Origin of the sequence: Streptomyces sp. NBC_00091 (assembly GCF_026343185.1) — a bacterium.
In the GTDB taxonomy this organism is placed as follows: domain Bacteria; phylum Actinomycetota; class Actinomycetes; order Streptomycetales; family Streptomycetaceae; genus Streptomyces.
Genome location: NZ_JAPEMA010000002.1, coordinates 270,813 through 294,023, shown reverse-complemented (window position 1 = coordinate 294,023; position 23,211 = coordinate 270,813). Strand labels below are relative to the sequence as shown.

Sequence of the window (23,211 nt, the reverse complement as noted above, 5' to 3'; positions counted from 1 at the left end):
CGGGGCGCGGGCGCCGGTCAGCCGGTGCGGCGGCCCTGCGCTTCGAAGGCGAGCATCCGGTCCAGCACGGCCCCGGAGGTCGGCTCGTGCAGTTCGTCCACGAGCCGCCCGTCGGCCAGGAACACCACCCGGTCGGCATGGGCGGCGGCCACGGGGTCGTGGGTGACCATCACCACCGTCTGGCCCAGCTCCCGTACCGAGTCGCGCAGGAACCCGAGCACCTCGGCGCCGGAGCGGGAGTCGAGGTTGCCGGTCGGCTCGTCGGCGAACACGATCTCCGGACGGGAGACCACGGCGCGGGCCACCGCCACGCGCTGCTGCTGACCGCCGGAGAGCTGGGCGGGGCGGTGCGCGAGCCGGCCGGCGAGGCCGACGGTGGCGACGACGGTGTCCAGCCACGCGGCGTCGGGCTGCCGTCCGGCGAGTCGCAGGGGCAGCGTGATGTTCTCCAGCGCCGTGAGGGTGGGCAGCAGGTTGAAGCCCTGGAAGACGAAGCCGACCTTCTCCCGCCGCAGCAGGGTGAGCCGGCGGTCGTTCAGGGTGGACAGTTCGACACCGCCGATCCGGGCCGACCCGGAGGTCACCGGGTCCAGGCCGGCCAGACAGTGCATCAGGGTGGACTTGCCGGAGCCGGAGGGGCCCATGACCGCCGTGAACCGGCCCCGCGCGAACTCCACGGACACCGAGTCCAGCGCGGTGACCCGGGTCTCGCCCCTCCCGTACGTCTTGGTCAGGCCGGTCGCGCGGGCGGCCGGCTCCAGGGGAGGTGTGCGGTGGGAGGAAAACGCCTGTGACATGGATGCTCCGCCTGAGGTGCGACGGCCCGGGGCGAGTGCCTCGGGCCGGGGGACGCATCCATCCTCACCGGCCCTCACCTGCGGAAACATCGCTCTGAAGGCGTGAGTTGACCTCTGCCGAAAGGGCTGCTCCGCCAGGCTCCCCTCTGCCGATGGGCAGAGGCCCGGGCGGTGTCGCCCTCCCCCGGGGGAGACCCATGGGCGCGGACGGGCCCGGGCTGCGGGCCGCGCCTCAGGAGGCCAGACCGGTCCGGTGGGCCAGCAGCGCCGCCTGGACCCGGCTCGTCGAACCGGTCTTCTCCAGGATCGCCCCCACGTGCGTCTTCACCGTCCCGGTGCCGATGCCGAGCCGCGCGGCGATCTCCTGGTTCGACAGCCCGTCACCGAGCGCCGCGAGGACGTCCCGTTCCCGGCCGGTGAGCCGGGCGAGCCGCTCGTCCGCGAGCGCGCCGCCGCCGGCGTCGTACGCATCGCCCGCGCGCAGCATCCGGGAGATCACCGCCCCGGTCACGCCGGGGGACAGGACGGCGTCGCCGGCGGCTGCGGCCCGTACCGCGCTGATCAGTTCCTGCGGGCCCTCGTCCTTCAGGAGGAAGCCCGCCGCTCCCTCTCGCAGGGCCCGGACCACGTTGTCGTCGTCGCCGAAGGTCGTCAGCATCACCACGCGCGGTGCGGGATCGAGCGCGAGCAGCGGCGCGATCGCCGCCAGCCCGTCGCACACGGGCATGCGGATGTCGACCAGCGCCACGTCGGGGTGGTGGACGGCGGCCAGCTCGACGGCCCGCCGCCCGTCCGGGGCCTCGGCGACGACCTCGATGCCCTCGGCGTGCCGGAGGATCAGACGGACGCCGTGCCGGATCATCGTCTCGTCGTCGGCGAGCAGGACGCGGATCGGTCGGTCGGGCTCGGTCACGGGGTCTCCCAGGGTGAGGCGTCCCGGACCGACGGGACGGAGAAACGGTCGATGGCGATGAGCCGCTGTGCGGCGTCGAAGCAGTAGCGGGCGACCCGCAGTCCGCCGGGGTAGGACTCGGTGGCGCCGTTGAACGGATAGGTGCAGCCGGCCGCACCGGCGGGGCGGGGCGGCTCGTGGCCCGTGGCCGCGGCGCGGACCGCCCGGTTGTCGGTGACGCCGAGGCCCGTCACCTCGTCGTACGTCATCCCGACCCGGGGGAGCGGGCGCGGCCCGGCGCCCTCCCGGGGCGCGGTGGCGTACACGAAGCACGTGCCCAGGGCCATCAGCACGCACAGCGCCGCCAGGCCGAGGACGAGCGTCAGCGCGTTCGCGGTCTGCCTCTCGGAGCCGAGGTCCTGCGCGCCGCAGGCGCCGTCCGCCGCCTGCGCCCCGGCCCCGGCGTACGGGCTGTCGGACCGCTCCGCGAGGACCGCGTCACCGGGCTCGGCCGGCAGGGCCGCGTCCAGCCGGAAGCCGCCGGACGGCAGCGGCGCGGCGTCGAAGACACCACCCAGCAGCTCCACGCGCTCCCGGAGCCCCGTCAGCCCGCGGCCGGTGCCCAGGTTCCCGGCGGCGGCCGCGGCCACGGGCGGTGCGCCGTTGCGGACGGTGACCCGTACCGCGGCGTCGTCGTGGACGACGGTCACGGTGACGTGCGCCGTCGGGGCGTACCGGTGGACGTTGGTCAGGGCCTCGCGCACCACGCGGTGTGCCGCCCGGCGGACCGATGCCGGACGGGCGTCGAGGTCCGGCCCCGTCCACTCCAGCCGTACGGCGATCCCCCCGTCGCGGGACTCCGCCACCAGCGCCTCGATGTCGGCCCGCGTGCCGGTCGCGTCGGTGAGGGCGTCCGCTCCGACGTCCCGGCCCAGCGGCCCGAGCACCCCGAGGACCTGCCGCAGCTCGCGCATCGCGTCGCGGGTGGTCCGCCGGACAAGGACGGCCTCCTCGCGCAGCTCGGGGGCGGCCCGGTCGAGGGCGAGCTCGAGCCCGCCCGCGTGCAGGGAGATGAGGCTCAGCCGGTGCCCGAGCAGGTCGTGCATCTCGGCGGCGATACGGGACCGCTCGTGGGTGCGCGCCTCGCTGTCGGCGGCCCGGCGGGCCCGCTCCGCCGCGTCCCCGCGCTCGCGCAGCGCCCGTACCAGACGCCGCTGCTGCCCCTGCGCGGTGCCGACCAGGCCGGGGACGATCACGGCCGTCGGGACGAGTACGAGGCCGAGCGCCAGACCGTACGGCACCGACCCCGGACCGGCCACCGGCGCGGCCAGGGTCGCGGTCGCCACGAGCAGGCTGCCCGCCGCGGCCGGCAGCCGGGCACGCCGCCGTGCCCCGGCCGTCCACCGCGCCACGTCGTACGAGGCCACCGCCGCGACCGGCCCGACACCGCTCGCGAGCCCGGTCAGCGCCGCCAGCGCGAGCAGTACGGCCCGGGGGAACCGGCGGCGCAGCGGGAAGAGCGCCGCACCGGCGGCGATCGCCGCCAGCTGCACCTCCGGGTGACGCAGCAGCCCGAGCCCCGCGACCGCCCCGCACACCCCCAGCCCCGCGAGCACCACCCCGGCGGTCTCCGCCGCCGTACGCGCGCCCCCGGCCGGGAGCACCCCGGGCGGACGAACGCGGGCAGGACGACGGAACAGACGAGTACGGGCCACGCTGACCAGTATCGATACTCGCAGCCGCACCGGCATGAGCCTCGCGGCTGATCCGCGCCTCTGCCAAAAGACAGAGGCGCCGGCCTGAACCGACGACACCGGGAGAATTCACCCTCCCGGTTCAGCGGAGAACCCCTCCCCGCGCGGTATGGAGGGCCTCGGCACCGGCGAGCGGAACGAGGAAGAGGGCGATGAATACGCAGCAGTACGACCGGATCGGAGCCCGGTTCGAGGAATCGAAGTCGACGGCGGCGTTCTCGGCGGCCGACACGCACAGCCTGCTGCTGGAGATCGGCGATGTGCAGGGTCTGGCCTGCCTCGACCTGGCGTGCGGCTACGGTTTCAACACCCGCCTGCTCGCCGAGCGCGGCGCCCGCCCGGCGATGGGCGTCGACATCTCGCCCGAGATGATCCGCCTCGCCCGCCGCCACGAGCGCGAGCGGCCCCTGGGCACCGAGTACGTGGTGGCGGACGTGGCCGCCATGCCCGTACTGGGCGACTTCGACCTGGCCACCGCCGTGTACCTCTTCAACTACGCCCCCGCCCGGACCGCCCTCCGGGCGATGTTCGAGCGCATCCGCGCCAACCTCACCCCCACCGGCCGGCTGGTGGCCATCGTCCCGAACCAGTGCCCCTTCCCCGACGCCAACTGGGACGCCTTCGACGTCACCGTCCGCGAGCGCGTCCCCGGCGGCGACGCCCCGCTCCTCAAGGCCGCCTTCCTGACCGAACCGCCCACACCCTACGAGTTCTACGAATGGCAGCACCCGGACCTCGAACGCGCCGCCCGCGCCGCCGGGTTCACCTCGGTCGCCTGGCGCCCCATCACCACCCCACCCGCCGACGAACACCACGACGAGGCCCTGTGGACCGCCTACCGCGCCACACCGGTCAGCTCGGTCCTGATCTGCGCGACGGGATGAGACGGCTGGAGAAGCGCGGATTCTTGGACTTATGGCGGGGCTGCCGCGACCCTTGGGACGACGCAGCCCCGATGCACACTGGAGCCAACGAACATGCGCATCCGAATCCTTCAAGGACTCGCCCTGCTCGCCACCGGCCTCCTAGTACTCCAGCTGTAGATCGTGATCTTCATGTCTGGGCGGCTTGTCGCTGGTAGTGGCTGGCCCGGGATCGGGCCTGGTGGCGGCGTCGCCAGTGGGACCAGTCGAGCCGGTGAGTCGCGCCGTGGACGAGCCGGACGACGAGCGCGATGAACAGGCGCTGGATCTCGTTGCAGGTGAGCGGTATCAGCCCCTCCGGCTTCGGGTGACGCGCGTGTTCGTCGGCGCGGACGACGGCTAGGAAGGCATGGGCGAGCATCGCGAGGGTGACCCAGCGGTGCCAGGACGCCCAGCGCCGGACCTGGTGTTCGTCCAGTCCGGCCAGGCCCTTGCCGGACTGGAAGGTCTCCTCCACGGTCCATCGGCGTCCGGCGACCCGCACCAGGGTGGACAGCGGCACCTGGGTGGCTGAGTAGCAGCGGTAGAAGGCGAGTTCGCCGGTGCGCCGGTTGCGGCGGACGAGCAGCTGGTGGTGGCCGGGGCGGTCGTCGGCGAGGTCGGCCAGGGCCCAGTCGTAAAAGCGGTGCCCCTTGGCTCCGGCTCCGGCGGAGAGTTTCTGCCAGGCCCTCTTCGGCAGCTTCTTGACCAGGGCATCAGCGCGGAACGTGCCTGCCCGGGTGGTGATCTGGTGGTCACAGGCAACGGCGAGTGCATAGCCGACCTGCCGTTGTTCCAGCGCGGTCCGCAAGTGCGGTTTGCCTCCGTAGACCTCATCACCGGCCACCCAGGACGCGCAGACGTCGGCGTCCAGTGCGCGGCCGATCATGCGGGCGGCGAGGGCGGGTTTCGTGGCGAAGGCGACGCTGTCGGGGATTCCGGCGGCCCGGCAGCGGGCGGTGTCCTCGGTCCAGGAGCGCGGGAGATACAGCTCCCGGTCGATGGCCGCGTGTCCGAGCGGGGTGGAGTACGCGAGGTAGACGGCGACCTGGCTGTTCTCGATGCGTCCGGCGGTGCCGGTGTACTGGCGCTGCACGCCCACCGTGTGCGTGCCCTTCTTCAGGTCGCCGGTCTCATCCACGACCAGCACCGCGTCCTCGTGGTACAGGTGCTCGACGACGAAGCCGCGGATGTCATCACGTACCGCGTCCGCGTCCCACCTGGCCCTCGACAGCAGGTGCTGCAGACCGTACGGGGTCGCGTCTCCGGCATGCTCGGCAAGCGTCCAACAGTTCTTGCGCGGCAGGTCCGACAACAACCCGAGCACGAACGCCCGTGCCCGGCGCCGTGGTTCCACCCGCGCGAACCGCCCCGCAATACGGCCCATCAAGACCTCGAACGCTTCCTGCCAGCGGGCAGGATCTATGCTGTGACCTGCGGCCACCGACTGATCTTCTGTCTTCACACACCGATGATCACCGGGTGGCCTCATTGTCACTGGCCCGCACCGGGGCACGATGTGGTTCGACGCCCGGGCCACCTGCGACCAGGTCCTGCCACTGAACCTGGACGGCCGAGCTGTGTCGTTCGCGGACTGGCTCGGCCGGAGGTCCATGGATCTGCTGGGCTGGTGAACGCTGGCGAAGTCCCGCTGGGCCGTGCATGGTCCGGGGAATCCGGTGCATGGCATGGCGCTCGAACTCAACCGCCACGGGAACGCTTGACCACATCAATCGCGGGTCAGGGCGTAAGGAAATCCGTGGACGGGCCCGCGGTAGATCACTTAGTGTGTGGCTCCACGCCCTGAGATGGATGGAAGGAGGCGAGTGCCGTGCGGTTCACACCTTTCCAGCGCTCCCTCTTTCCGCTGTCCCGGCGTGGTTCGTGAGTTCTGACCGGGAGCGCTCCAAGCAGCCTGTATCCCGGAGGAATCCATGACCGATGCGGTCATCCGCGCGCTCTCCGCGAGCGACGCTTATCTCTTCGACGCACTTCCCGACCCCCTGGGCGCCCGTGAAGGCCATCGGCGTACCCGGTTCCGCCCCGACTGGAAGCGCGTCGCCCTGCGCGACGGCGAGGTCGTCGCACGCGGCGCGTGGTGGGGCGGCCCCGACGACTCGGAGCCCGTCAACATCAACTGGTTCGACGTGGCCGAGGGCGAGGAGGAGGCAGGGGCCGAGCTCCTGCGCTCCGCTCCCTGGCAGGTCGAATTCCAAATCGACCTGCCCGGCGACTGGCGGGACAAGCCCGACCTGCGCGCCGCCGCCGAGGCACGCTTCACCGCCGCACGAGCCGCCGGGTACGAACTCCTGGTGGAACGCTTCCTGTACCGCTGGACCCCGGAGCGAGGTCTGCCCGAGCGGCCCGGACGCCTGCGCTTCAGCGCCGAACCCGACGACGCCGTGTTCTTCGACGCGTTGCGCCGCATCAACACCGTCACCCTGGACGCCCACGCGCTCAGGGCCATCGAGGAGGGCGGCCTCGACCAGGCCGCCCAAGAAGAACTCGACTTCTTCCACTGGTGCCCCTCACCACGGGAGTGGTGGCAGATCGCGCACACGCCGGAGGGCGACCTGGCCGGCATCCACATCCCGGCCCGCAACCACTCCAGCCCGATCATCGGCTTCATCGGAGTCCTCCCGGAACAGCGCGGTCACGGCTACGCCTACGACCTCCTCGCGGAGTGCACCCACTTCCTCGTCGAGCAGGGCGCGGAGTTCGTCACCGCAGCGACGGACCAGGGCAACTTCCCCATGGCCGCGAACTTCACCAAGGCCAGCTTCCCCGTCATCAGTGAACGCATCAACTTCCACCCGGCGGGCCAAACGGCCTAGCGAGAAGTAGCACGCGCTGAGGGGTCCGGTCCGAGGGCAGGTCCGGACCCCTTGTCAGCGACATGCGGGATCTGCGCTGTGGCCAGCGGCCACCATCTCGTCGTCAGTCCACGTACCTCACGGTGATCAACAGTGGACGCACCCGTTTCTCGGACCAGCCCCACCAGCAATTTCACGATCTACAGCTGGAGTACTAGCGGGCGCATTCGGTTACGGCGCGGCCAATCTCGTCCCCACCTTCAATGCCGTACCGCTCGACATGCGGCTGTCGTTCCACGCCGAACTGATGAAGATGAACGGCATCACCATGCAGGCGGCCATGGCCGTGTCGACGCTGAGCTCCCTGACCCTCGCCGCTCTGGTACGCGGGCGCGCCCGGCTGATCGCGGGTGCGGCAGGTCTGCTGACCCTCGCGTCCTTCCTGATAACCAGGCTCGGCAATGTGCCGATCAACGGCCGGATCAAGGAATGGGCGCTCGGTTCGCCCCCGCCCGATCACGCGGAGATCCTGCGGCGCTGGGAGCTCTTCAACAACCTGCGCACGCTCACCGCCCTCACCGCCTTCGCTCTGCTGATCATCCTCTCCCTGAGGCAACGGCCGTGGGCTCGGCTCTGAGGAGGTTTACCCTTCTTCGTCCCTGACCTCCAACGCTTGTTGCGCGAGGCCGACGAACGTGATGTAGGTGCCCCGGAAATCCCGGTGCGCAGCGTCGTAGTCGTATCTCCACTCGGGGCTGTCGTCACCGATGAGCGCCTTCAGCAGCGGCTGCAGGCGTCGCGCCATCTGCCGCACCTGCTCCGCCGCGGTGGAAACCTCGGCAGGACCGTCGAGCCGAACCTCGTGGGTTGCCTTGTTCATGTTCCCGATGGCCGGGCCGATGCGCTCATACATCCGCGTCAGGAGCCGGTCCTTGGCCTCGCGGTCGGGCGCCGCGTCGACGTCGTCGATCTGCCAGGTGACCTCGTTGAACGCGTGCGCGCAGTTCATCATCTCCCGGTAGGTGGATCGACGCCGGTCGCGCTGTTCGCGAAGGGCCTGCGCCGTCGTGGTTGTTCGGGCTTGGGCCAGCGCCGCGCGGGAGGTCGCCCGGGCGGTTATGTAGCTGGCTCCGAGCGCGGTCAGCGCAGTGAGAATACCGACCCACAGTCCGCTATTCGCCATGATCGAGGAGTCTGCCACCGAGAGTGCCGTTGGGACAGCCCGCGCTCGACCACACCGTGATCTGTGAAAGGAAGACGAGGAGCGAGATTCCATGCCCGAAATCCCCTGTGACACCAGGGCGCTGGCCAAGAGCATCGAGGCCGGCGCAGCCGAGCGCGACCGGCCGGCCCTGGTGGGCATCGACGGCCCGGGTGGTACGGGGAAGAGCACGCTGGCCGCGCTGCTCGCCGCATGCCTGCCCGGCGCGGTCGTCGTCCACATCGACGACTTCTACCTTCCTTCGGCCGACCGCCCCGCCCGCTCCGGGGCCATCGCCGCCGGGTTCGACCTCGCCCGCCTCGACGACCAGGTCCTGCGACCCGCCGTCGCCGGCAGACGGGTGCGCTACCAGCGCTACGACTGGGACGCCGACCGCCTCGGCGACTGGATTGAACTACCGCCCCGTACCCCTCTGATCGTGGAGGGCGTCCACGCCCTCCACGCCGATCTCCGTCCTGCCTACACCCACACCATCCACTGCCAGGCCCCCCGCGACGTACGACTGCACCGGGGGCTGGCACGCGACGGCGAAGAAGCCCGCACGACCTGGGAGGACGAGTGGATGCCCGCCGAGGACGCCTACCTGGCCGCCCACCGGCCCCACCTCCACGCCGACACCCTCCTCGACAGCCACACCCGGCCGCCCGCCCCGGACGGCACCCCCCGCTACACGCTCGTCACCGCCCCCGCCCGGGGACGCGCCACGGGCGCGGGCGGCACCGGCCGCCCGCGCCCGGGTGGAGCCCGGTGGCCCTAGCCGGTCAGCACTGCGCGGTGGCGCCGCCGTCGTCCAGGTGGTCGTCCCAGATCCACCCCAGGCTGCTTCCGTTGGCGTCCCGGATCCAGGTCCAGGTGTTGCCGTAGCTGTTCACGGAGTAGCAGTCGTAGGAGACGGTGGTGCCGCCGCTGACGTACCCCACCGTGGTGCAGGCCCCGTACGGGCCGGTGTGCACGGCCGCGCTGGACGGGAGCACCTTGCCGGACCCGTTGTCCTTGTCGCTGTGCGGCCAGTAGGCGTTGCCGCAGGTGACGGCGGCCGCCCCGGCGGGAGCAGCCTGCGCCGGCACCGCCAGGGTGCCGAACATCGCCGCTCCCAGGCCGGCGACTGCCAGAGTGGTGCGTAACGTGCCCATGTTCGCTTCCTCTTCTCGCTCGACGGGGACACGCCCGTACGCATGCGGAGCACAGCTCCGCGACGCGGCGGTGTCCGTCCATGGGAATCGCCCACCGGGTCCCCCGCGCCCGGCTGCGGCGTTACTCAGACTGCGACACCGGCGGCGGACGCGCGACGTGATTCGGCGTGGCCCGAAGAGCGGCGAATCAGGGCAATCGGCGGCATGACCTCACGGCGGTCAGCAGTTGTTCCCGACCGCGTCCATCGTGAAGACGTCCTCGTGCGTCTCGTCGAGGACGAACCCGTTGTCGAAGCGGACGCGGACCGTTACGAGGAGCTTCTGCTCCTGGTAGGCGATCCACTCGGGTTCCAGGGAGCCGACCTTCTCCTCGAGCTGCCGCCTGCTCTCCGGGGGCATGTCGTGGCCGAAGGAATCGAGAAGCGACTTGAGTCGCAGGTACTCGCGGACCTCCTGGCTCTCGTGCCGGTGCTCGTCGACTCGCTCGACCGTGCCCTCGGTGCCCGCTGCCAGCGCGAGGAACCCCGCGACGGGCACCGCGGAGGCGGAGGAGCCGTCCGCCATGGCGATCGAATCGGTCAGCCTGATGTCCGCCGCCAGCTTCACCCGCTGGCCTTCTTTCAGCGTCATTGATCCTTCGTCTCTCAGATCGGTGCAGGCTGCCGGGCTGCCTGCCGGCCCGTGCCGCAGCCCTGGGCGGTGCCATTATCCGCGCCGGTCTCCGTGTCGGTCTCCGCGGACCTGGAATCACGAGACCGGTGACGTCACTTCTCGCCCGGCTCCTGGCAGGCGGTCGAGACGGCCGACATCCAGGCGAGGGCCGCCTCCCGCTGCCGCGGCGCCAGGCCCTCCTCGAGTTCGGCCTCCCGCCGCAGTACGGCCGGGAGCGCCTCCTCGTAGCGCGCGGCCCCCAGGTCGGTCACGTGCAGCTGGTGCGTCCGGCGGTCGGTGGGGTGGGGGGAGCGGGTGATCAGGCCGTCGCGTTCCAGCGCCGCGAGCATCTCGTTGGCGGCCTGGCGGGTGCTCCCGACCGAGCGGGCCAGCTGGGCCACGGACATGCCCGGGGACGACCGGACCATCATCAGCGTGGCGAACTGCGGGACGGTGAGCCCGAACTCCTCCAGTTCGGCCCCGATCGCCGCCCGCATGCTCAGCCAGGTGTGGCGGACCACGAAGCTCAGCACCCGACCGCCGCGACTCGGCTCGTCCATGGGGGACCTCCACCTTCATGATTGACAGGAACTTGACGAGTTTGCCACGATGAAGGAGTCGTCAGGTACCTGACGAGTCTCGTCGGCGGCGGCCGCGCCGAATCCCTCCTGATCCGAAGGCAGTCACGCATGTCATCCGCCACACCACCGACACCGAGACCGACGCCGACATCAGCACCCCAAACGCCCCCGCCGGCCCGCCGGCGGCTCATCCTCGGTGTCCTCGTCTTCGCCCAGCTCCTCATCTGGCTCGACGGCACCATCCTGACCACCGCCTTCGAGACCCTCTCCGACCCCGTCCGGGGCTTAGGGGCCACACCCGGCGAGCTCCAGTGGGCCACGGGCGCCTACACCCTGGCCTTCGCCGGCCTGATGTTCACCGGGGGAGCGCTCGGCGACCGGTTCGGCCACCGCAACACCCTGCTGGCCGGCATGGCCCTCTTCGGCGCCGCCTCGGCCCTGGCCGCCTACGCCACCACCCCCGGCCAGCTCATCGCCGGACGCGCCGTGATGGGCGCCGGCGCCGCGCTCCTCGTCCCGGCCACCATGGCGGTGGTCAGCTGGACGTTCGAGCCCGCCGAGCGCCCGGCGGCCTTCGGCACGCTGTCGTCCTTCGCCGGCGTCGGCCTCGCCGCGGGGCCGATCCTGGCCGGGGCACTGCTCGCGAAGTTCTGGTGGGGCTCGGTGTTCCTCGTCAACGTCCCCGTGGTGCTCCTCGGCCTCGTCTTCATCACGCGTTACGTGCCCAACTTCCGCAGCCCACAGGTCCGTCGCCTCGACCCGGCCGGGCTGCTCCTGTCGACGGGCGGCCTGGGCGTCCTCGCGTACGGCCTGATCCGCGCCGGCCAGGACGCGTCCTTCGCCCATCCCGGCGTCTGGGGATGCACCGTCGCGGGGGTCGTGCTGATCGCGGCGTTCGTCCTCACGGAACTGCGCATCGCCCAGCCCAGCTTCGATCCCCGGCTGCTGGCACAGCGCCGCTTCGCCGCCGGGAACATCACCCTGATGACGGTCTTCCTGGCCATGACGTCCGGGTCCTTCTACCTCGCCTTTTACCTGCAAGGCGCCCGCCGCTACTCGGCGTTCGACGCCTCGCTCCTGGCCCTGCCGGGAGCACTCGGAGTGGTCGTCGGCTCACCGATCGCCGTCCGGCTGGCCCGCCGCACGTCCGTCCGGCTCGTCGGCTCGCTCTCGCTGACCGTCGCGGCCGGCGCGATGGGGTCCCTGGCCCTCTTCGGCGCGAACACGCCGATCGCCTGGTACTCGCTGGCGATGCTGGTGCAGGGAACCGCGATCGGCATGGTGATCGCCCCCGTCACGGGCGCGGTACTGGGCTCCCTGCCGCTGGAGCGTTCCGGCGCGGGCAGCGCGGTCAACAGCACCCTGCGCCAGACCGGCAGCGTACTGGGCATCGCGGCCGGCGGCACGATCACCTCCATCGTCTACCGGCGCTCGATCGACGGCTCGCTGACCGGACTTCCGGATCCGGTACGGCAACAGGCCCGGGTCTCGGCCGAACTCGCCAGGCACGTGGCGGCCGCCACGCACGACACCCGCCTCGCCGAGGCGGCCGACACCGCGTTCCTCCACGCCATGCACGTCGGTGCGCTCTGGACGGCGGGATTCGCGCTGGTCGGCGCGGCCGTCCTGGCCATCGGCTTCCGCCCGGACCGCCGCCCGGGACCGGCGAAGGAGGAAGAGGCCCGGCCGACCCTCGCCACCAGCTCCACCCCCTCCTGACGCCGGGGGAGCGGGCGCGCACGCCGCACGGCGCCACCGCGGCGCGCGCCCGCTACCGGCCCGTGGGGCCGCCGCCCGCTCACACGGTGCCGGCGCGGCCCAGGGGGAGCAGGTACTGGAGGGGCCGGTCCAGGTCGTCCAGGCCGAACAGCTCGTGCGCCAGGTCGTCCTGGAACCCGCCCAGCGGCATCGCGGACAGCCCCAGCGCCGACGCGGTCAGCAGCAGGGACTGGGCCAGGTGACCGGCCTCCAGCAGGCCCAGCCGCAGGGCCCGCAGGCCGTAGCGCTGCCGTAGCCGGCCGAGGTCCACGTACAGGCCGAGCACCACCGGGACCTCGTCCACGACCACCGCGAGCGGATCCGAGGCCGGCGCCGTCATGTACGCGGACACCGCCTTGAGTTCCTCGAGGGCGGGTGGGTCGCCGACGCGCCGCAGCGCGCGCCGGCCGGGCACGCACTGGTAGGTGCCCGGCGCCAGGCCCTCCACTCCGAAGGCGAACAGCCGGAGCCCCGCCGCGTAGAGGCCGCCCGGACTCGGATAGGGGCGGTGCGGGAAGGGCGCGCCGGAGCCCGTGGTGTGGCTGGTGGCGTGGGCGCCCCACAGCAGGGTGCCGAGCAGCTCGGCGCTCAGCGGACCGGTGAGACCCTTGCGGACGCTGGTCCGGCCGGTGACGGCGGCCCACAGCGAGACCTCGGGCACCGGACCGCCCGGCAGCGCCACCTCCGGCCCGTCGGGCACGGCCTCCTCGGGGGCCGGGCGGAGCGAGCCCTCGGCGTCCCAGCCGACGCGCACCTTGCTCCGCTCCAGGTACCGCCAGTCCGGGGCCAGATGCCCCTGGGGGAAGTACGCGGGAGGCTCGCCGTTGTCGAGCAGGGCGTGGGCGGCCAGCCGGTACACGGCCCGCTCCTCGTCCGGCGCCACCCCGAGCCGGTTGAACAGCAGGTGCAGCTCGGAGCCCCACACCTCGGAGCGCCCCGGGGCCCCGGCGGCCGCCCGCACGCCCGCGGCCCAGCGCGCCACCGGCCCCGCCACCGTGCCCTCCGCCAGCGCCTCCCGCAGGGCCGCCGCCCGGCCCGCGAGGCTCTCGCGCTGCGCCGCGTAGACCGCGTTCACCTGCGCGTGCACCAGCCGCGCGGGCAACAGCGGCGCCGCCGGGGAGCCGAGCCGCCGCACCGCACACCCGCGCAGCCAGCGCGCCGCCTCGAAGCGGTCCAGCCCGAGGGCCCAGGCCGTGGCGTGCGCCAGATCCGCCGCGACCGCCAGACGGCGGCTCCCGCGCCCGGTACCGGCGACGCAGTCCACCGCGACCCGGGCGGACAGCGCCGCGACCTCCTCACGGGCGCCCGGCCCGAGCGGCGCGCCGGGCCCTGCGTCGTCCGGTACCCGCGCCACCTCGCGGACCTCGGCCGCCCCGGCCCCCGCACCCGTCTCCACCGCCCGCGCCTCGGCCGAACGGCGTACGACGGACGCCAGTTCGGCCGAGGCGCCGGGCCGCAGCGCGCCGAGCACCCGTACCCGCAGGTGCGGTCCGCCCTCCTCGTGCCGTACGAAGGCCCAGCCGGCGGCCCGGCCCTCCGCGACGAGCCCGTCCAGCAGCGGCGCGAGGTCCTCCACGAGGAAGGCGTCTACGGCCTCGGGCCCCGTCCGCAGGAAACAGTGCAGGACCGGCCAGGAGCCTGGCGGGGCTGTGGTCACGGAAGGCTCCTCAGGGGAAGGGGTGCGGGTGGAGCGGGAGTTCGTCGTGCCGCAGCGGCCCCGCGGCCCGGCCCAGCCGGTGCGGGACCTCCAGCAGCCGGGGCAGCCCCAGGGTGCGCCGGTTGACGTGCCCGAAGGTCATCGGCAGCGCGCCCGGGACGACCGCCTTGGCCGCGTACAGACCGAGGCGCTCGCGCACGCCCGCCTCGTCCTGCCCGACCACGATCACCTCCAGCCCGGCCCCCGCCAGCCGCCGCACCGTCGCGTCCAGCAGCCCGGACAGGTCCGCCACCGGCTCCGGCGCACCCGGCCAGGCCTCCCGCCAGGGCGTCGGCCGGTCGTCGCCGAACAGGAAGTCCAGCCTCGGCCGGGCCTCGGGCAGGCCGTACAGAGCCGTGTGGTCGGCCAGGGTGGCGACCAGCTCGGGCTGCTCCAGCATGGGCCGCAGCCGGCGCGGATCGCAGGTGCCGGGCTCCGCCCGCAGCCGCTGGGCGGCGTTGAACACGTTCGTCACCGCCTCCACCGCGGCGGAGCGGATCGCGACGCGCGGGTCGTGGTGGGCCCCGGCCGCCACGAACACCTGCGGGGCCGCCGACCGGGGATCCCCGTGCCGGGCGACCGCGACCACCGCCGGGACGCCGAAGTCGTTGGTCGCGTCCAGCAGCGCGAGCTCGTAGCCCGCGAGCTCCGCCCGGTCGGCCAGGTGCAGCACCTCGAGGTCCTCGTCCGGCAGCGCGATCCGGCGCAGCGGGGTCCTGCCGTACCAGGCCATCAGGAACGCGTCGCGTTCGGCGATCTCGAACAGCCCGTACAGGGCCGCCTCTTCGGGGCTGTTGCCGAGACCGCAGCCGCTGGAGCACTCGTAGACCACGCGCGGCCGGCCCGGACTGGGATCCCAGTAGGCGACGTGCTCGGGCACGGCGAGCGGACGCGCACGGGTCAGCGACCAGCCGTGCACCCAGTCCAGCTCCAGCTCCGGGGTGTAGGGGACGGTCGGCGACGCGGGGTGGCCGTGGTGGGCGGGATCGGGCAGCCCCAGCCGCTCCGGGTCCACGGCCCGCTCCGGGCCCAACTCGGCGTAGCCGGCCCGCAGTACGGTGCGCCGCCCGTGCGGGGTCATCCCGGTGAGCCGCTCGACCCCCTCGAAGAGCGCCACCCGCTCGCTGCTGTCGTAGTCGGCGGACCGGCCGTAGCCGCCGTCCGGCAGGTTCCGGCCCAGGGTGACGTAGGCGCTGGTCAGACTGTGTACGGAGTCCTCGGTGCGCACCACCCGGTGGACCGGTCCGAAGCGTTCGTCGTAGAGCTCCGCGCGCAGACCCGCCCGGTCCGTACGGTCGTTGGGCCCGCGCAGCACCTCCGGATCCGGCAGCGGCCGCGCCGTCCACCGGGGCCGGGCCGCCGCCGCGTCGTCGTCGGGCAGGGGCAGGCACACCTCGCAGCCGCCGACCGGCCGGAAGACGTGGCTGGACCAGCTGACGCGGCCGCCGTGCACGACCCGTACCGCCGCACCGCCGCCCGGGGCCGGGACCGGCTCCGCCAGCAGCTCGGCGGCCAGCGCCGCGACGGCGTCCACGAGGGCGGGGGAGGGGCGGCCCGCCAGCCGGAGCCCCGGACTGTGCCAGGGGACGCGGCCGCCGATGGTGGCGAGCCTGCGGTACTCCGTACAGGAGAGGCAGCCCACCGCACCGGGCCGCAGCACCGGGCCGACCACCGTCAGCGCGCCGTCCCCACGCACCGGGACCAGGGTCACCGGGTGGCGCAGCGCGTGCCGCGACAGCTCGGCGGCGGTGTCCAGGTCCCAGTCGTCCAGGACGACGACGGCCCGGCCGGCCGTGGCCTCGCGTGCGCCCGGGGCGTCGAGGACGGTCAGCCCGAGCGCGGCCAGGGCCGCCCCGAGCGGTGTAGCGGTGACGGGTGGCGCCGACGGGGTCACCGCGACCCCCCTTCCGTATCGGAGTCGAGAACGTCACGGACATCGAGAACGTCACGGACACCGAGAACGTCGATCACGGCGAATCCGCATCCGCGCAGCGCGGCGGCGACCGCGTGAGCCTCCGCCCCGGTGGGCTCCCACGGGCGGGTACGCAGGCCGGTCAGCCCGCGCAGGACGGTGTGCAGGCCCGCCTCACGTCCGGCGACCGCGGCCCACCAGCCCGCGGCCCAGCTCTCGTCCTCCCAGGGGGCCGGCGCCACTCCCGCGGCGGCGAGTGGACACAACTCCCCACCAGGAGAGGTGATATGACGAACCAGCGGATCAAGCTGCTCTGCCTGTACGCGGACCAGCGCGCCCAGCGCCGCGAAGGCGGCCGCGTCACCGGCGGTGGCCTCCACCGCCCGCCCGAGCAGCCGCCCCGGCGCCGCGCCCCCGCGTACGTCGGCCCGGTAGGCCGTACCCTCCGCGTCCAGCGGCATCACGCTCAGCTGCGCCCGCACCCCGAGGCGGCGCGTCAGGACGCCCCACCAGTGGCGGGCCTGCGGATGCCCGCTGCCGTACGCGTCCCAGGGCGCGGCCCCCCGCGCCGGCAGGGGCAGCCGCAGCGCGGCCCGCCGCAGCGCCCGCCCCAGGGCGTGACCGGGGTCCGCCCCCACCACCACCCCGGACCGGCCCGCGCCGCACCGCAGTTCCGCTGCGCGGCACACGGCGTCGAGGCGGGCGAGGTCGGCCCGGGCGGCGCCGGCCGTCAGCAGCCCGCCGCCCGGCGCCGCGCAGCCGGCCAGCGCGACCGGCAGCTGCGGCAGGGCTCCCGTCAGGGGCGGCGCCAGCACCCCGAGGCGCTCGTCGCCCAGCGCGGCCACACCGGCCAGCGCCTCGGCGAGCGTGCCGGGCGGATCGGCCGCCTCCGGGGAACCCAGGGGCCAGGGATGGTAAGCCGACCGCAGCGGGCGCTCCCCGGCGACCAGCACCGAGGGGAACCGCGGCCGTGGCTCCAGCCCGCCTGTGCCCTCGGACCCCGGATCCGGAAGTCCCGCCACCGCGCAGAGCAGCCGCTGCACGGCCCCGCCCGCCACCAGTGCGGTCAGCGCCGGACCCGCCTCTGCCTCGAGCTCCTTGTCGAGCCCGAGCCGTTCGCCCAGCGCCGCCGTGTCCGCCCCGGCCCGCGCGCGGCTGCCGACCGGGGTGACGAACGCACCGCCGGGGTGGACCGCCAAGCCGACCGCCCGTTCGGTCCCGTCGGCGCGGGTGGCCAGCAGCAGCACCCGCCCCCGGGCCACAGCGGGGGCACCCACCCGGTCGGCGGTGACCCCGGCGCGGGCCAGGGCCCGTACGGCCGCCGTGGCCGGCGCCCCGTCCGGATCGGCGGCCGTGACCTCGACCCGGGAGCCGGCGAGTGCGGCCGCCGCCTCGGCGGGACGGCCGGCCACCTCGAGCAGCCAGTCCCCGGCCGGGGCGCCCGCGGGCGGCGCGGGGGCCTCGACCAGCATCCCGTGCGCGTGCAGCTGGCCGATGAGGGTGCACAGCGCGGCGCGCAGCGGCGTACCGGCTCCGGTGCGCGCGGCGAGGTCCGCCGCGCCGCCCGTCCGCAGGGCCTCGTCCACCATCCGCCAGAGCGCCGGCAGCGCGGGACTGCCCTCCAGGGTGACGCTCGTACTCCATCCGCGCAGGTGCAGGCCGTCGGCGAGGGTGCTCGCGGTGACACCGGGCCGCAGCCGCCAGTGCCGCAGGGCCTCGAGGGCGTCGGGCGGCGTGGAGGTTTCGGCTCCGGCGGATATCCCGAGCGGCGCCGCGGTCATGAGGGGCTCCCCGCCCGGTAGGTCTCCACCACGAGCTCGACGGCGCGCGTCGCCGCCTCCCGGCCGCCGGGTGCGGGCAGGGCCTCCTCCAGCACCAGGCCGTCGGGGTGGCGGGCGAGCCACTTGTCGAGGCAGCGCAGGTGCAGGGCGTTGCCGAGGTCGACGAACTGCGGCTTGGGCTGCTCCGGCTGTGCCCGGGTCTCCGCGGCCGTGGCGCCGGCCTCCGCGGCCGTCACGAGCGGCGGGTGGAGGAACAGCTGGTCGGGGACGCCCAGCAGGGCCCGCCAGCGCGCGGCGGCCCCGAAGGGCACCTCGGCGCCGGCCGTATCGGCGCCCGCCGCATCGCCGGCCAGCGCGGCGCGCCAGGCCGCCACCGTGCCGGGGGCGAGCCTCCAGCGGCGCCGCCGCAGCACGATGTGACGGTGCCGCAGCCGGGGGGTGCGTACCAGCGTCCCGCCGGGGACCTCGCTGACCAGCTGCGGCACCAGCGAGGCGAAGGAGACCACGCCCTCCGGGTGGTCGTGGGCCAGGGGAGCGCTGCGTGTGGTGAGCAGACCGGACACCATCAGTCCCGGATAGAAGACGTCCAGCAGCTCGCCGGTGCTCCGCAGCCGCAGGCGCACCTGGTCGCCGGCCTCGTCGTGGACGAGCTCCACGTCGGCGTCGCGCAGCGGAGTCCGGCCCCCGGCGTGGCCGGGCTGCGCCGGGCCGTACTCCTCCGCGGTGATCTCGTCCGGCATGAACTGCGGCTGCAGGTTGGCGTTGAAGCCCTGGACCGGGCGGAACTGCACCGTCCGGGCGCCGGGTCCCGCCCCGCGCCCCACCTCCCCGGCGACCGCCTCGACGGCCCCCGGGTCGAGCAGGCCGAGGAAGCGGCTCCCGACCCGCCCCCAACCGCCGTAGACGTGGTTCAGGGACAGCAGGCCGCGCCGGACGTCCCGTTGGAGGAAGTGCGCGTACGACAGCGGGCGCGTCGCCGCCCAGCCGGGCAGCCTCGCGGCGAAGGCCCCGACCAGCTCGGGCGGCAGGACCACATCGGCGTCCGGGCCCTGCCGGGATGCGCCGTGTGCGAGGACCTCGGCCTCGAACGAGGCCCGCAGGCGCACGAGTTCGGCCGCGCGCGTCGGCAGCAGGCCGAGGTCGTCGTCCGGCGAGACGAGCGCGTCCCGGACGGTGTCCTCCCAGGCCGCGACCGTCTCCTTGCCGAAGTCCCAGACGGGGTGGCAGACACCGCCCCGGCCGTAACGCGCGACGAAGCGGTCGCGCAGGGCCCGGCGCACCAGGTGCCCGAGGTCGTACAGCTCGGCCAGGGCGGCGACCTCGCGCAGCGCCTCGTGGTCCTCGCCGGTGAGCAGGCCGTCGGCAGCCACCGGGTGCCGGGCCACCACGTCCTCCGTCAGCACGGGCGGCACCGGGTTCTCCGCGGGCAGCGGCCGCCCCGCCGCAGCCAGCAGGGCCGTCCACCGCTCGCGCAGGAGCGCGAGCAGCGCGGCACGCTCGCGCGGATCGGCCGCGCCGAACTTCCCTGTGGCATCGGCTATTTCGTCGAGGCGGGCGGCCAAGGCGGGCTCGGCTCCCGCGCGCAGCCAGCCGGCCAGCCGGCCCAGCGGGTCGGCTTCCTGCGGTCCGACGGGCGGTATGGGGACCAGCAGTCCGGCGTCCACGAGCTGCTCCACGTACGCGAGGGCGGCCGCGCGGTCCTGGGGAGCGGCCAGCGCGGCCGCGAGTTCGGCCGGTGTCGCGGGCGTCGCCCGGCACAGCTCGGCGACCCGCTCCAGGGGGGCGGTCGCCGCGACCTCGACCTCGTCCTCGGCGGCGACGACGAAACGGCCGACGGTGGAGAGGCCGCGCGTACGGGCGAAGGTGGCGCGCCCCTCGGCCGTACGGGCCGCGCTCGCCATCCGGTGCGGGAGCCGCGCCCGCCTGCCGGGGTCGCGGAGCAGCGCCTCGCACAGCGCGGCCACCAGGCTGCGGCTGGTACGGACGGGGTTGCCGGTCGCGCCCAGCAGGTCGCCCTCTCCCCACTCGCGGACCGGGCCGCCCGTTCCGGCGGGGAGCGGACCCCAGCCGACCGCGGTGAACCAGGACACGGGACTGGTCCGGGTGGCGGCGCGCACGGCGTGCCGCAGGACCCCGGGCTCCTCCTTGCGGGCGCGGCGCCCGGTCGCCCCGGCCCCCGCCCGCTCGACGGCGGCCAGCAGACCGGCGCTGGTGGCCGAGGCGGCGAGGGCGAAGGCGGGCTCGCGGCACAGGGCGGCGAGATCGTGGCGCTCCGCGGCCAGTGCGGCGGGCGCCGAGGCGGCGAGGCGGGCCCGCGCGGAGGCCAGCCGGCCGCGCGTCTCCAGCCACTCCCGGAGCAGCGGGACCCGCTCGGGCAGGTCACCGAGCCCGTCGAGGAGGGCCGCCCGGGGCTCCCGCCCGTTGTGCAGGGCCCGGCGCAGCGGCAGCACCACATCCCGGTGGAAGGTGTCGTGATGGCCGCCCCGGCTCTCGTACAGGGCGTCGGTCAGCCGGGGCGCGAGACGGGCCAGCGCGCCCTCGAGCTGCGTGAGTTCCTCCACCCCGCTGCGGAAGCCGGCCGCGTCCGGCGACTGCGCGGGGTGACTGAGCGTCGTCGCGCGCACCAGCGCGTACGGGGCGGTGCGCACGGCGGGGGCGGGGGGAGTCATGGCGTCCCGGTCCTTCCGGCTCGGCCTGGTCGGGGGCAAGAGGCGGAGCGCCCGCCCCGGCGCCCGTGTGAGGGCGCCGGAACGGGCGTCAGCGGATCAGGCTCAGACGACGCCGGGAACGAGCTGCGGCTGCTGGGTGACGCACTGGCAGGCGGTGGCGGTCGGGATGCCACAGGTGGAGGTGGACGAGCCGGCCGCGAAGGCCGAAACGCCCGCGGTGTCGCGCATCGCGGTGACGGTGATACCGCCGAGGTCCAGGTCGTGGGCCTCGAAAGAGGTGGCGGCGCTGAAATCTGCCATGAGAACTCCCAAGGGTGTGGGACGCGTTGTGATGGCTGGATCCGTGTTGCGGACAAGCGATCGCAACGCTAGCTCCCGGGGCGATCCGCTCGCAGGAGACGCTTTTCGACATTCCGATGTAACTCCATTTGAAATCAAGGAAGTTGACCGAAACACAGCGCAACGCGAGCACATCGGGAGCCATCCGGGACCCCCTCCACCCCTCACCCGTCAAAAACCGGCCACCCTGTCCCCAAACCGCCCCCGCACGGTCCCGCCTGGGATCTCGCTCGCCAGACGGGACCGTCGGGGCGGCTCCGGGGCCGCGGTGCGGTCAGGTGTTGATGCAGGTGTTGCCGGCGGCCCCGTTGAGCAGGCCGATCACGTTGATGCTGTTGCCGCACACGTTGATCGGCACGTGGACGGGCACCTGGACGACGTTGCCGGACAGCACGCCCGGCGAGCCGATGGCGACACCTTCGGCGGTGGCGTCGGCGAGGGCGGAACCGGTGGCGCCGAGGATGCCGGCCGCGGCCAGGACGGTGGCGGCGATCGCAATTCGAATACGCATGTCACTCCAATGTCGATGACGGAACGTCGAACCAGGATCACACCGCCTAGGAGGGCTTCCTGCCCCGCATTCACCTGACCAGGGGCGTGTTACGGCACGGACGCCGGTCCCGCTCGGCCCGGGCCAGCCCGGCCCGGGCCAGCCCAGCCCGGCCCTGTGTCGCGCGTCACGCGTGGCGCCCTTGGGTTCCGCGGCCGCCGGGCGTCCACGATGAGGCCATGGAGATAGGCATCGCACTGCCCCAGTACGGCACCCACGCGCAGCCCGCCCGCATCGCGGGCTTCGCGCGCGACGCGGAGGGCGCCGGCTTCGACTCGTTCTGGGTGGGGGACCGCTCGCTGACCCCGGTCGAGCCCAGTGACCTCTACCCGGGACACACGCCCGAGAACCCCTACCCGCCCGAGTACCGGACCTTCCTCGACCCGCTCACGGTCCTGACCGTCGCCGCCACCGCGACCACCCGGGCCCGGCTCGGCATGAGCACCCTCAACGCGCCCTGGTACCCGCCCCTGTTGCTGGCCCGCAGCCTCACCTCATTGGACCTGGTGACCGGCGGAAGGCTGGACGTCGGCTTCGGCATCGGCTGGCTGCGCGACGAATACACCGCGGTCAACGCCGACTTCGGCCGGCGCGGACGGCTGCTCGACGAGGCCCTCGACATCCTCCAGGGCATCTGGACGCAGGAGGAGTTCGAGCATGAGGGCCCCAACTGGCGCATCCCGCGTGCCTACGTGGGCCTCCGCCCAGCCCAACATCCCCACCCGCCCCTTTACTTGGGTGGCTTCTCGCCCGCCGCGATGCGCCGGGTGGGCCGCCGGGCGGACGGCTGGGTCGGCGCCGTCCTGCCGCCCGAGGCCCTCACCGGCCTTTGGGGCATGGCCCGGCAAGCGGCCGAGGAAGCCGGCCGCGACCCCGACGGCCTGCGCCGGAACATCCGCTTCAACCCCAAGCCGGGTACGTCGTACGAGGAGATCGCGGCGGTACTCGCCGGGATCCGGGACACCGGGGCCGACAGCTGCTTCGTCGACTTCCAGCAGTGCGTGCGCGAACCGGACGAGGCGCTGGAGCTCGGCATCAAGGTCCTGGAGCTCGTCCGAGCCGGATAGCGCTCCCGCATTCGCCGACCCGGTGCGCCATCGAAGCCGCCCGCCGCGAGGCCGTCAACGACGGACCAGCATCCCCCGCTCCAGGGCCACGACCACGGCGTGGGTCCGGTCGCTGACGTCCAGTTTGGCGAACACCCGCAGCAGGTGGGTCTTGACCGTGGCCTCGGCGATGACCAGCCGGCGGCCGATCTCCGCATTGGACAGCCCGTCGGCGACCGCGTTGAGCACGTCCACTTCACGGGAGGTCAGCGGCACGACGGCCGGCCGGCGCATCCGGGCCACCAGCCGTTCCGCGACCCGGGGCGCCAGGACGGTCTCTCCCCGGGACGCGGAATGGATCGCGTCGACGAGCTGCTCGCGGGTGGTGTCCTTGAGCAGGTAGCCGATGGCCCCGGCCTCGACCGCGCGCTCGATCTCCTCGTCGGTGTCGTAGGTCGTCAGGATCAGCACCCGGGTCCGGGCCGGGCCCGCGACGATCTCGGCCGTGGCGCTCGCCCCGTCCAGCACGGGCATGCGCAGGTCGATCAGAGCGACGTCAGGCTGGAGGCGCTCGACGAGTTCCACGGCGGCGCGGCCGTCGCCGGCCTCGCCGATGATGTCCACGGTCGGTTCCGAGGCCAGCAGTGCGACGACTCCGGCGCGCATGACCGTGTGGTCGTCGACCACCACGACGCGCAGGGGTTCTGGGGTCATG

At 73.9% G+C, this 23,211-nt stretch carries 21 protein-coding genes; 6 read left to right on the top strand and 15 right to left on the bottom strand.

Going from position 1 to position 23,211, the window contains the following annotated elements:
* Nucleotides 1-17: 17 nt before the first annotated feature.
* The 3 genes from OOK34_RS29135 to OOK34_RS29125 form a co-directional block, all read right to left on the bottom strand.
* Nucleotides 18-797, bottom strand: coding sequence for an ABC transporter ATP-binding protein (locus tag OOK34_RS29135; RefSeq protein WP_267037145.1), 780 nt, complete (start codon nucleotides 795-797; stop codon nucleotides 18-20).
* Nucleotides 798-1,029: 232 nt separating this feature from the next.
* Nucleotides 1,030-1,710 carry a response regulator transcription factor gene (locus tag OOK34_RS29130; RefSeq protein WP_267037144.1) on the bottom strand — a complete coding sequence of 227 codons (681 nt, stop codon included), beginning with the start codon at nucleotides 1,708-1,710 and terminating at the stop codon, nucleotides 1,030-1,032.
* Nucleotides 1,707-3,404, bottom strand: a complete 1,698-nt coding sequence (locus OOK34_RS29125) for a sensor histidine kinase (protein ID WP_267037143.1) — start codon at nucleotides 3,402-3,404, stop codon at nucleotides 1,707-1,709. Before OOK34_RS29125 ends, OOK34_RS29130 begins: the two co-directional genes overlap by 4 nt.
* A gap of 191 nt (nucleotides 3,405-3,595) precedes the next feature.
* Between OOK34_RS29125 and OOK34_RS29120 the strand changes: the two genes are divergently transcribed.
* Nucleotides 3,596-4,327, top strand: coding sequence for a class I SAM-dependent methyltransferase (locus OOK34_RS29120; protein WP_267037142.1), 732 nt, complete (start codon nucleotides 3,596-3,598; stop codon nucleotides 4,325-4,327).
* 169 nt (nucleotides 4,328-4,496) lie between these two features.
* Here OOK34_RS29120 and OOK34_RS29115 read toward each other — a convergent pair whose 3' ends face one another.
* Nucleotides 4,497-5,732: an IS701 family transposase gene (locus tag OOK34_RS29115; protein ID WP_267037141.1), complete on the bottom strand. Its 1,236-nt coding sequence runs from the start codon at nucleotides 5,730-5,732 to the stop codon at nucleotides 4,497-4,499.
* A 547-nt stretch (nucleotides 5,733-6,279) separates the two neighbouring features.
* On the opposite strand from OOK34_RS29115, the gene OOK34_RS29110 reads away from it, so the two are divergent.
* Both OOK34_RS29110 and OOK34_RS29105 read left to right on the top strand, forming a co-directional pair.
* Complete coding sequence (locus OOK34_RS29110) at nucleotides 6,280-7,179, top strand: GNAT family N-acetyltransferase (RefSeq protein ID WP_267037140.1); 900 nt, start codon at nucleotides 6,280-6,282, stop codon at nucleotides 7,177-7,179.
* 259 nt (nucleotides 7,180-7,438) lie between these two features.
* Nucleotides 7,439-7,795, top strand: coding sequence for a DUF1772 domain-containing protein (locus OOK34_RS29105; RefSeq protein WP_323183501.1), 357 nt, complete (start codon nucleotides 7,439-7,441; stop codon nucleotides 7,793-7,795).
* A gap of 6 nt (nucleotides 7,796-7,801) precedes the next feature.
* Here the strand turns inward: OOK34_RS29105 and OOK34_RS29100 are convergent, their stop codons facing one another.
* Nucleotides 7,802-8,359 carry a hypothetical protein gene (locus tag OOK34_RS29100; RefSeq protein WP_267037139.1) on the bottom strand — a complete coding sequence of 186 codons (558 nt, stop codon included), beginning with the start codon at nucleotides 8,357-8,359 and terminating at the stop codon, nucleotides 7,802-7,804.
* A 73-nt stretch (nucleotides 8,360-8,432) separates the two neighbouring features.
* Between OOK34_RS29100 and OOK34_RS29095 the strand changes: the two genes are divergently transcribed.
* Nucleotides 8,433-9,137 carry a uridine kinase gene (locus tag OOK34_RS29095; RefSeq protein WP_267037138.1) on the top strand — a complete coding sequence of 235 codons (705 nt, stop codon included), beginning with the start codon at nucleotides 8,433-8,435 and terminating at the stop codon, nucleotides 9,135-9,137.
* 4 nt (nucleotides 9,138-9,141) lie between these two features.
* Here the strand turns inward: OOK34_RS29095 and OOK34_RS29090 are convergent, their stop codons facing one another.
* From OOK34_RS29090 to OOK34_RS29080, 3 genes are all read right to left on the bottom strand, one after another.
* On the bottom strand, nucleotides 9,142-9,513 hold the full coding sequence (locus tag OOK34_RS29090; RefSeq protein ID WP_267037137.1) for a hypothetical protein: 372 nt from the start codon (nucleotides 9,511-9,513) through the stop codon (nucleotides 9,142-9,144).
* Between the two features lie 219 nt (nucleotides 9,514-9,732).
* Nucleotides 9,733-10,143 carry a hypothetical protein gene (locus OOK34_RS29085; protein ID WP_267037136.1) on the bottom strand — a complete coding sequence of 137 codons (411 nt, stop codon included), beginning with the start codon at nucleotides 10,141-10,143 and terminating at the stop codon, nucleotides 9,733-9,735.
* Nucleotides 10,144-10,277: 134 nt separating this feature from the next.
* On the bottom strand, nucleotides 10,278-10,724 hold the full coding sequence (locus OOK34_RS29080) for a MarR family winged helix-turn-helix transcriptional regulator (protein ID WP_267037135.1): 447 nt from the start codon (nucleotides 10,722-10,724) through the stop codon (nucleotides 10,278-10,280).
* A 129-nt stretch (nucleotides 10,725-10,853) separates the two neighbouring features.
* Between OOK34_RS29080 and OOK34_RS29075 the strand changes: the two genes are divergently transcribed.
* Complete coding sequence (locus tag OOK34_RS29075; protein WP_267037134.1) at nucleotides 10,854-12,464, top strand: MFS transporter; 1,611 nt, start codon at nucleotides 10,854-10,856, stop codon at nucleotides 12,462-12,464.
* Nucleotides 12,465-12,543: 79 nt separating this feature from the next.
* Here the strand turns inward: OOK34_RS29075 and OOK34_RS29070 are convergent, their stop codons facing one another.
* From OOK34_RS29070 to OOK34_RS29045, 6 genes are all read right to left on the bottom strand, one after another.
* Nucleotides 12,544-14,160, bottom strand: a complete 1,617-nt coding sequence (locus OOK34_RS29070; protein WP_267037133.1) for a lantibiotic dehydratase C-terminal domain-containing protein — start codon at nucleotides 14,158-14,160, stop codon at nucleotides 12,544-12,546.
* 10 nt (nucleotides 14,161-14,170) lie between these two features.
* A complete protein-coding gene (locus OOK34_RS29065; RefSeq protein WP_267037132.1) occupies nucleotides 14,171-16,093 on the bottom strand; it encodes a TOMM precursor leader peptide-binding protein in 1,923 nt (640 codons plus the stop codon).
* Entirely contained in the window at nucleotides 16,090-17,892 is a 1,803-nt protein-coding gene (locus OOK34_RS29060; RefSeq protein ID WP_267037131.1) for a hypothetical protein, read from the bottom strand. Before OOK34_RS29060 ends, OOK34_RS29065 begins: the two co-directional genes overlap by 4 nt.
* A complete protein-coding gene (locus tag OOK34_RS29055; protein ID WP_267037130.1) occupies nucleotides 17,889-20,561 on the bottom strand; it encodes a lantibiotic dehydratase in 2,673 nt (890 codons plus the stop codon). Before OOK34_RS29055 ends, OOK34_RS29060 begins: the two co-directional genes overlap by 4 nt.
* 102 nt (nucleotides 20,562-20,663) lie before the next feature.
* Nucleotides 20,664-20,861: a thiopeptide-type bacteriocin gene (locus tag OOK34_RS29050; protein WP_267037129.1), complete on the bottom strand. Its 198-nt coding sequence runs from the start codon at nucleotides 20,859-20,861 to the stop codon at nucleotides 20,664-20,666.
* A 313-nt stretch (nucleotides 20,862-21,174) separates the two neighbouring features.
* On the bottom strand, nucleotides 21,175-21,411 hold the full coding sequence (locus OOK34_RS29045; protein WP_267037128.1) for a chaplin: 237 nt from the start codon (nucleotides 21,409-21,411) through the stop codon (nucleotides 21,175-21,177).
* A 218-nt stretch (nucleotides 21,412-21,629) separates the two neighbouring features.
* Here OOK34_RS29045 and OOK34_RS29040 point away from each other — a divergent pair, with 218 nt between their 5' ends.
* Nucleotides 21,630-22,517, top strand: a complete 888-nt coding sequence (locus tag OOK34_RS29040) for a TIGR03619 family F420-dependent LLM class oxidoreductase (RefSeq protein ID WP_267037127.1) — start codon at nucleotides 21,630-21,632, stop codon at nucleotides 22,515-22,517.
* 54 nt (nucleotides 22,518-22,571) lie between these two features.
* Here OOK34_RS29040 and OOK34_RS29035 read toward each other — a convergent pair whose 3' ends face one another.
* Entirely contained in the window at nucleotides 22,572-23,210 is a 639-nt protein-coding gene (locus tag OOK34_RS29035; protein WP_267037126.1) for a response regulator transcription factor, read from the bottom strand.
* Between the last annotated feature and the right edge of the window lies 1 nt (nucleotide 23,211).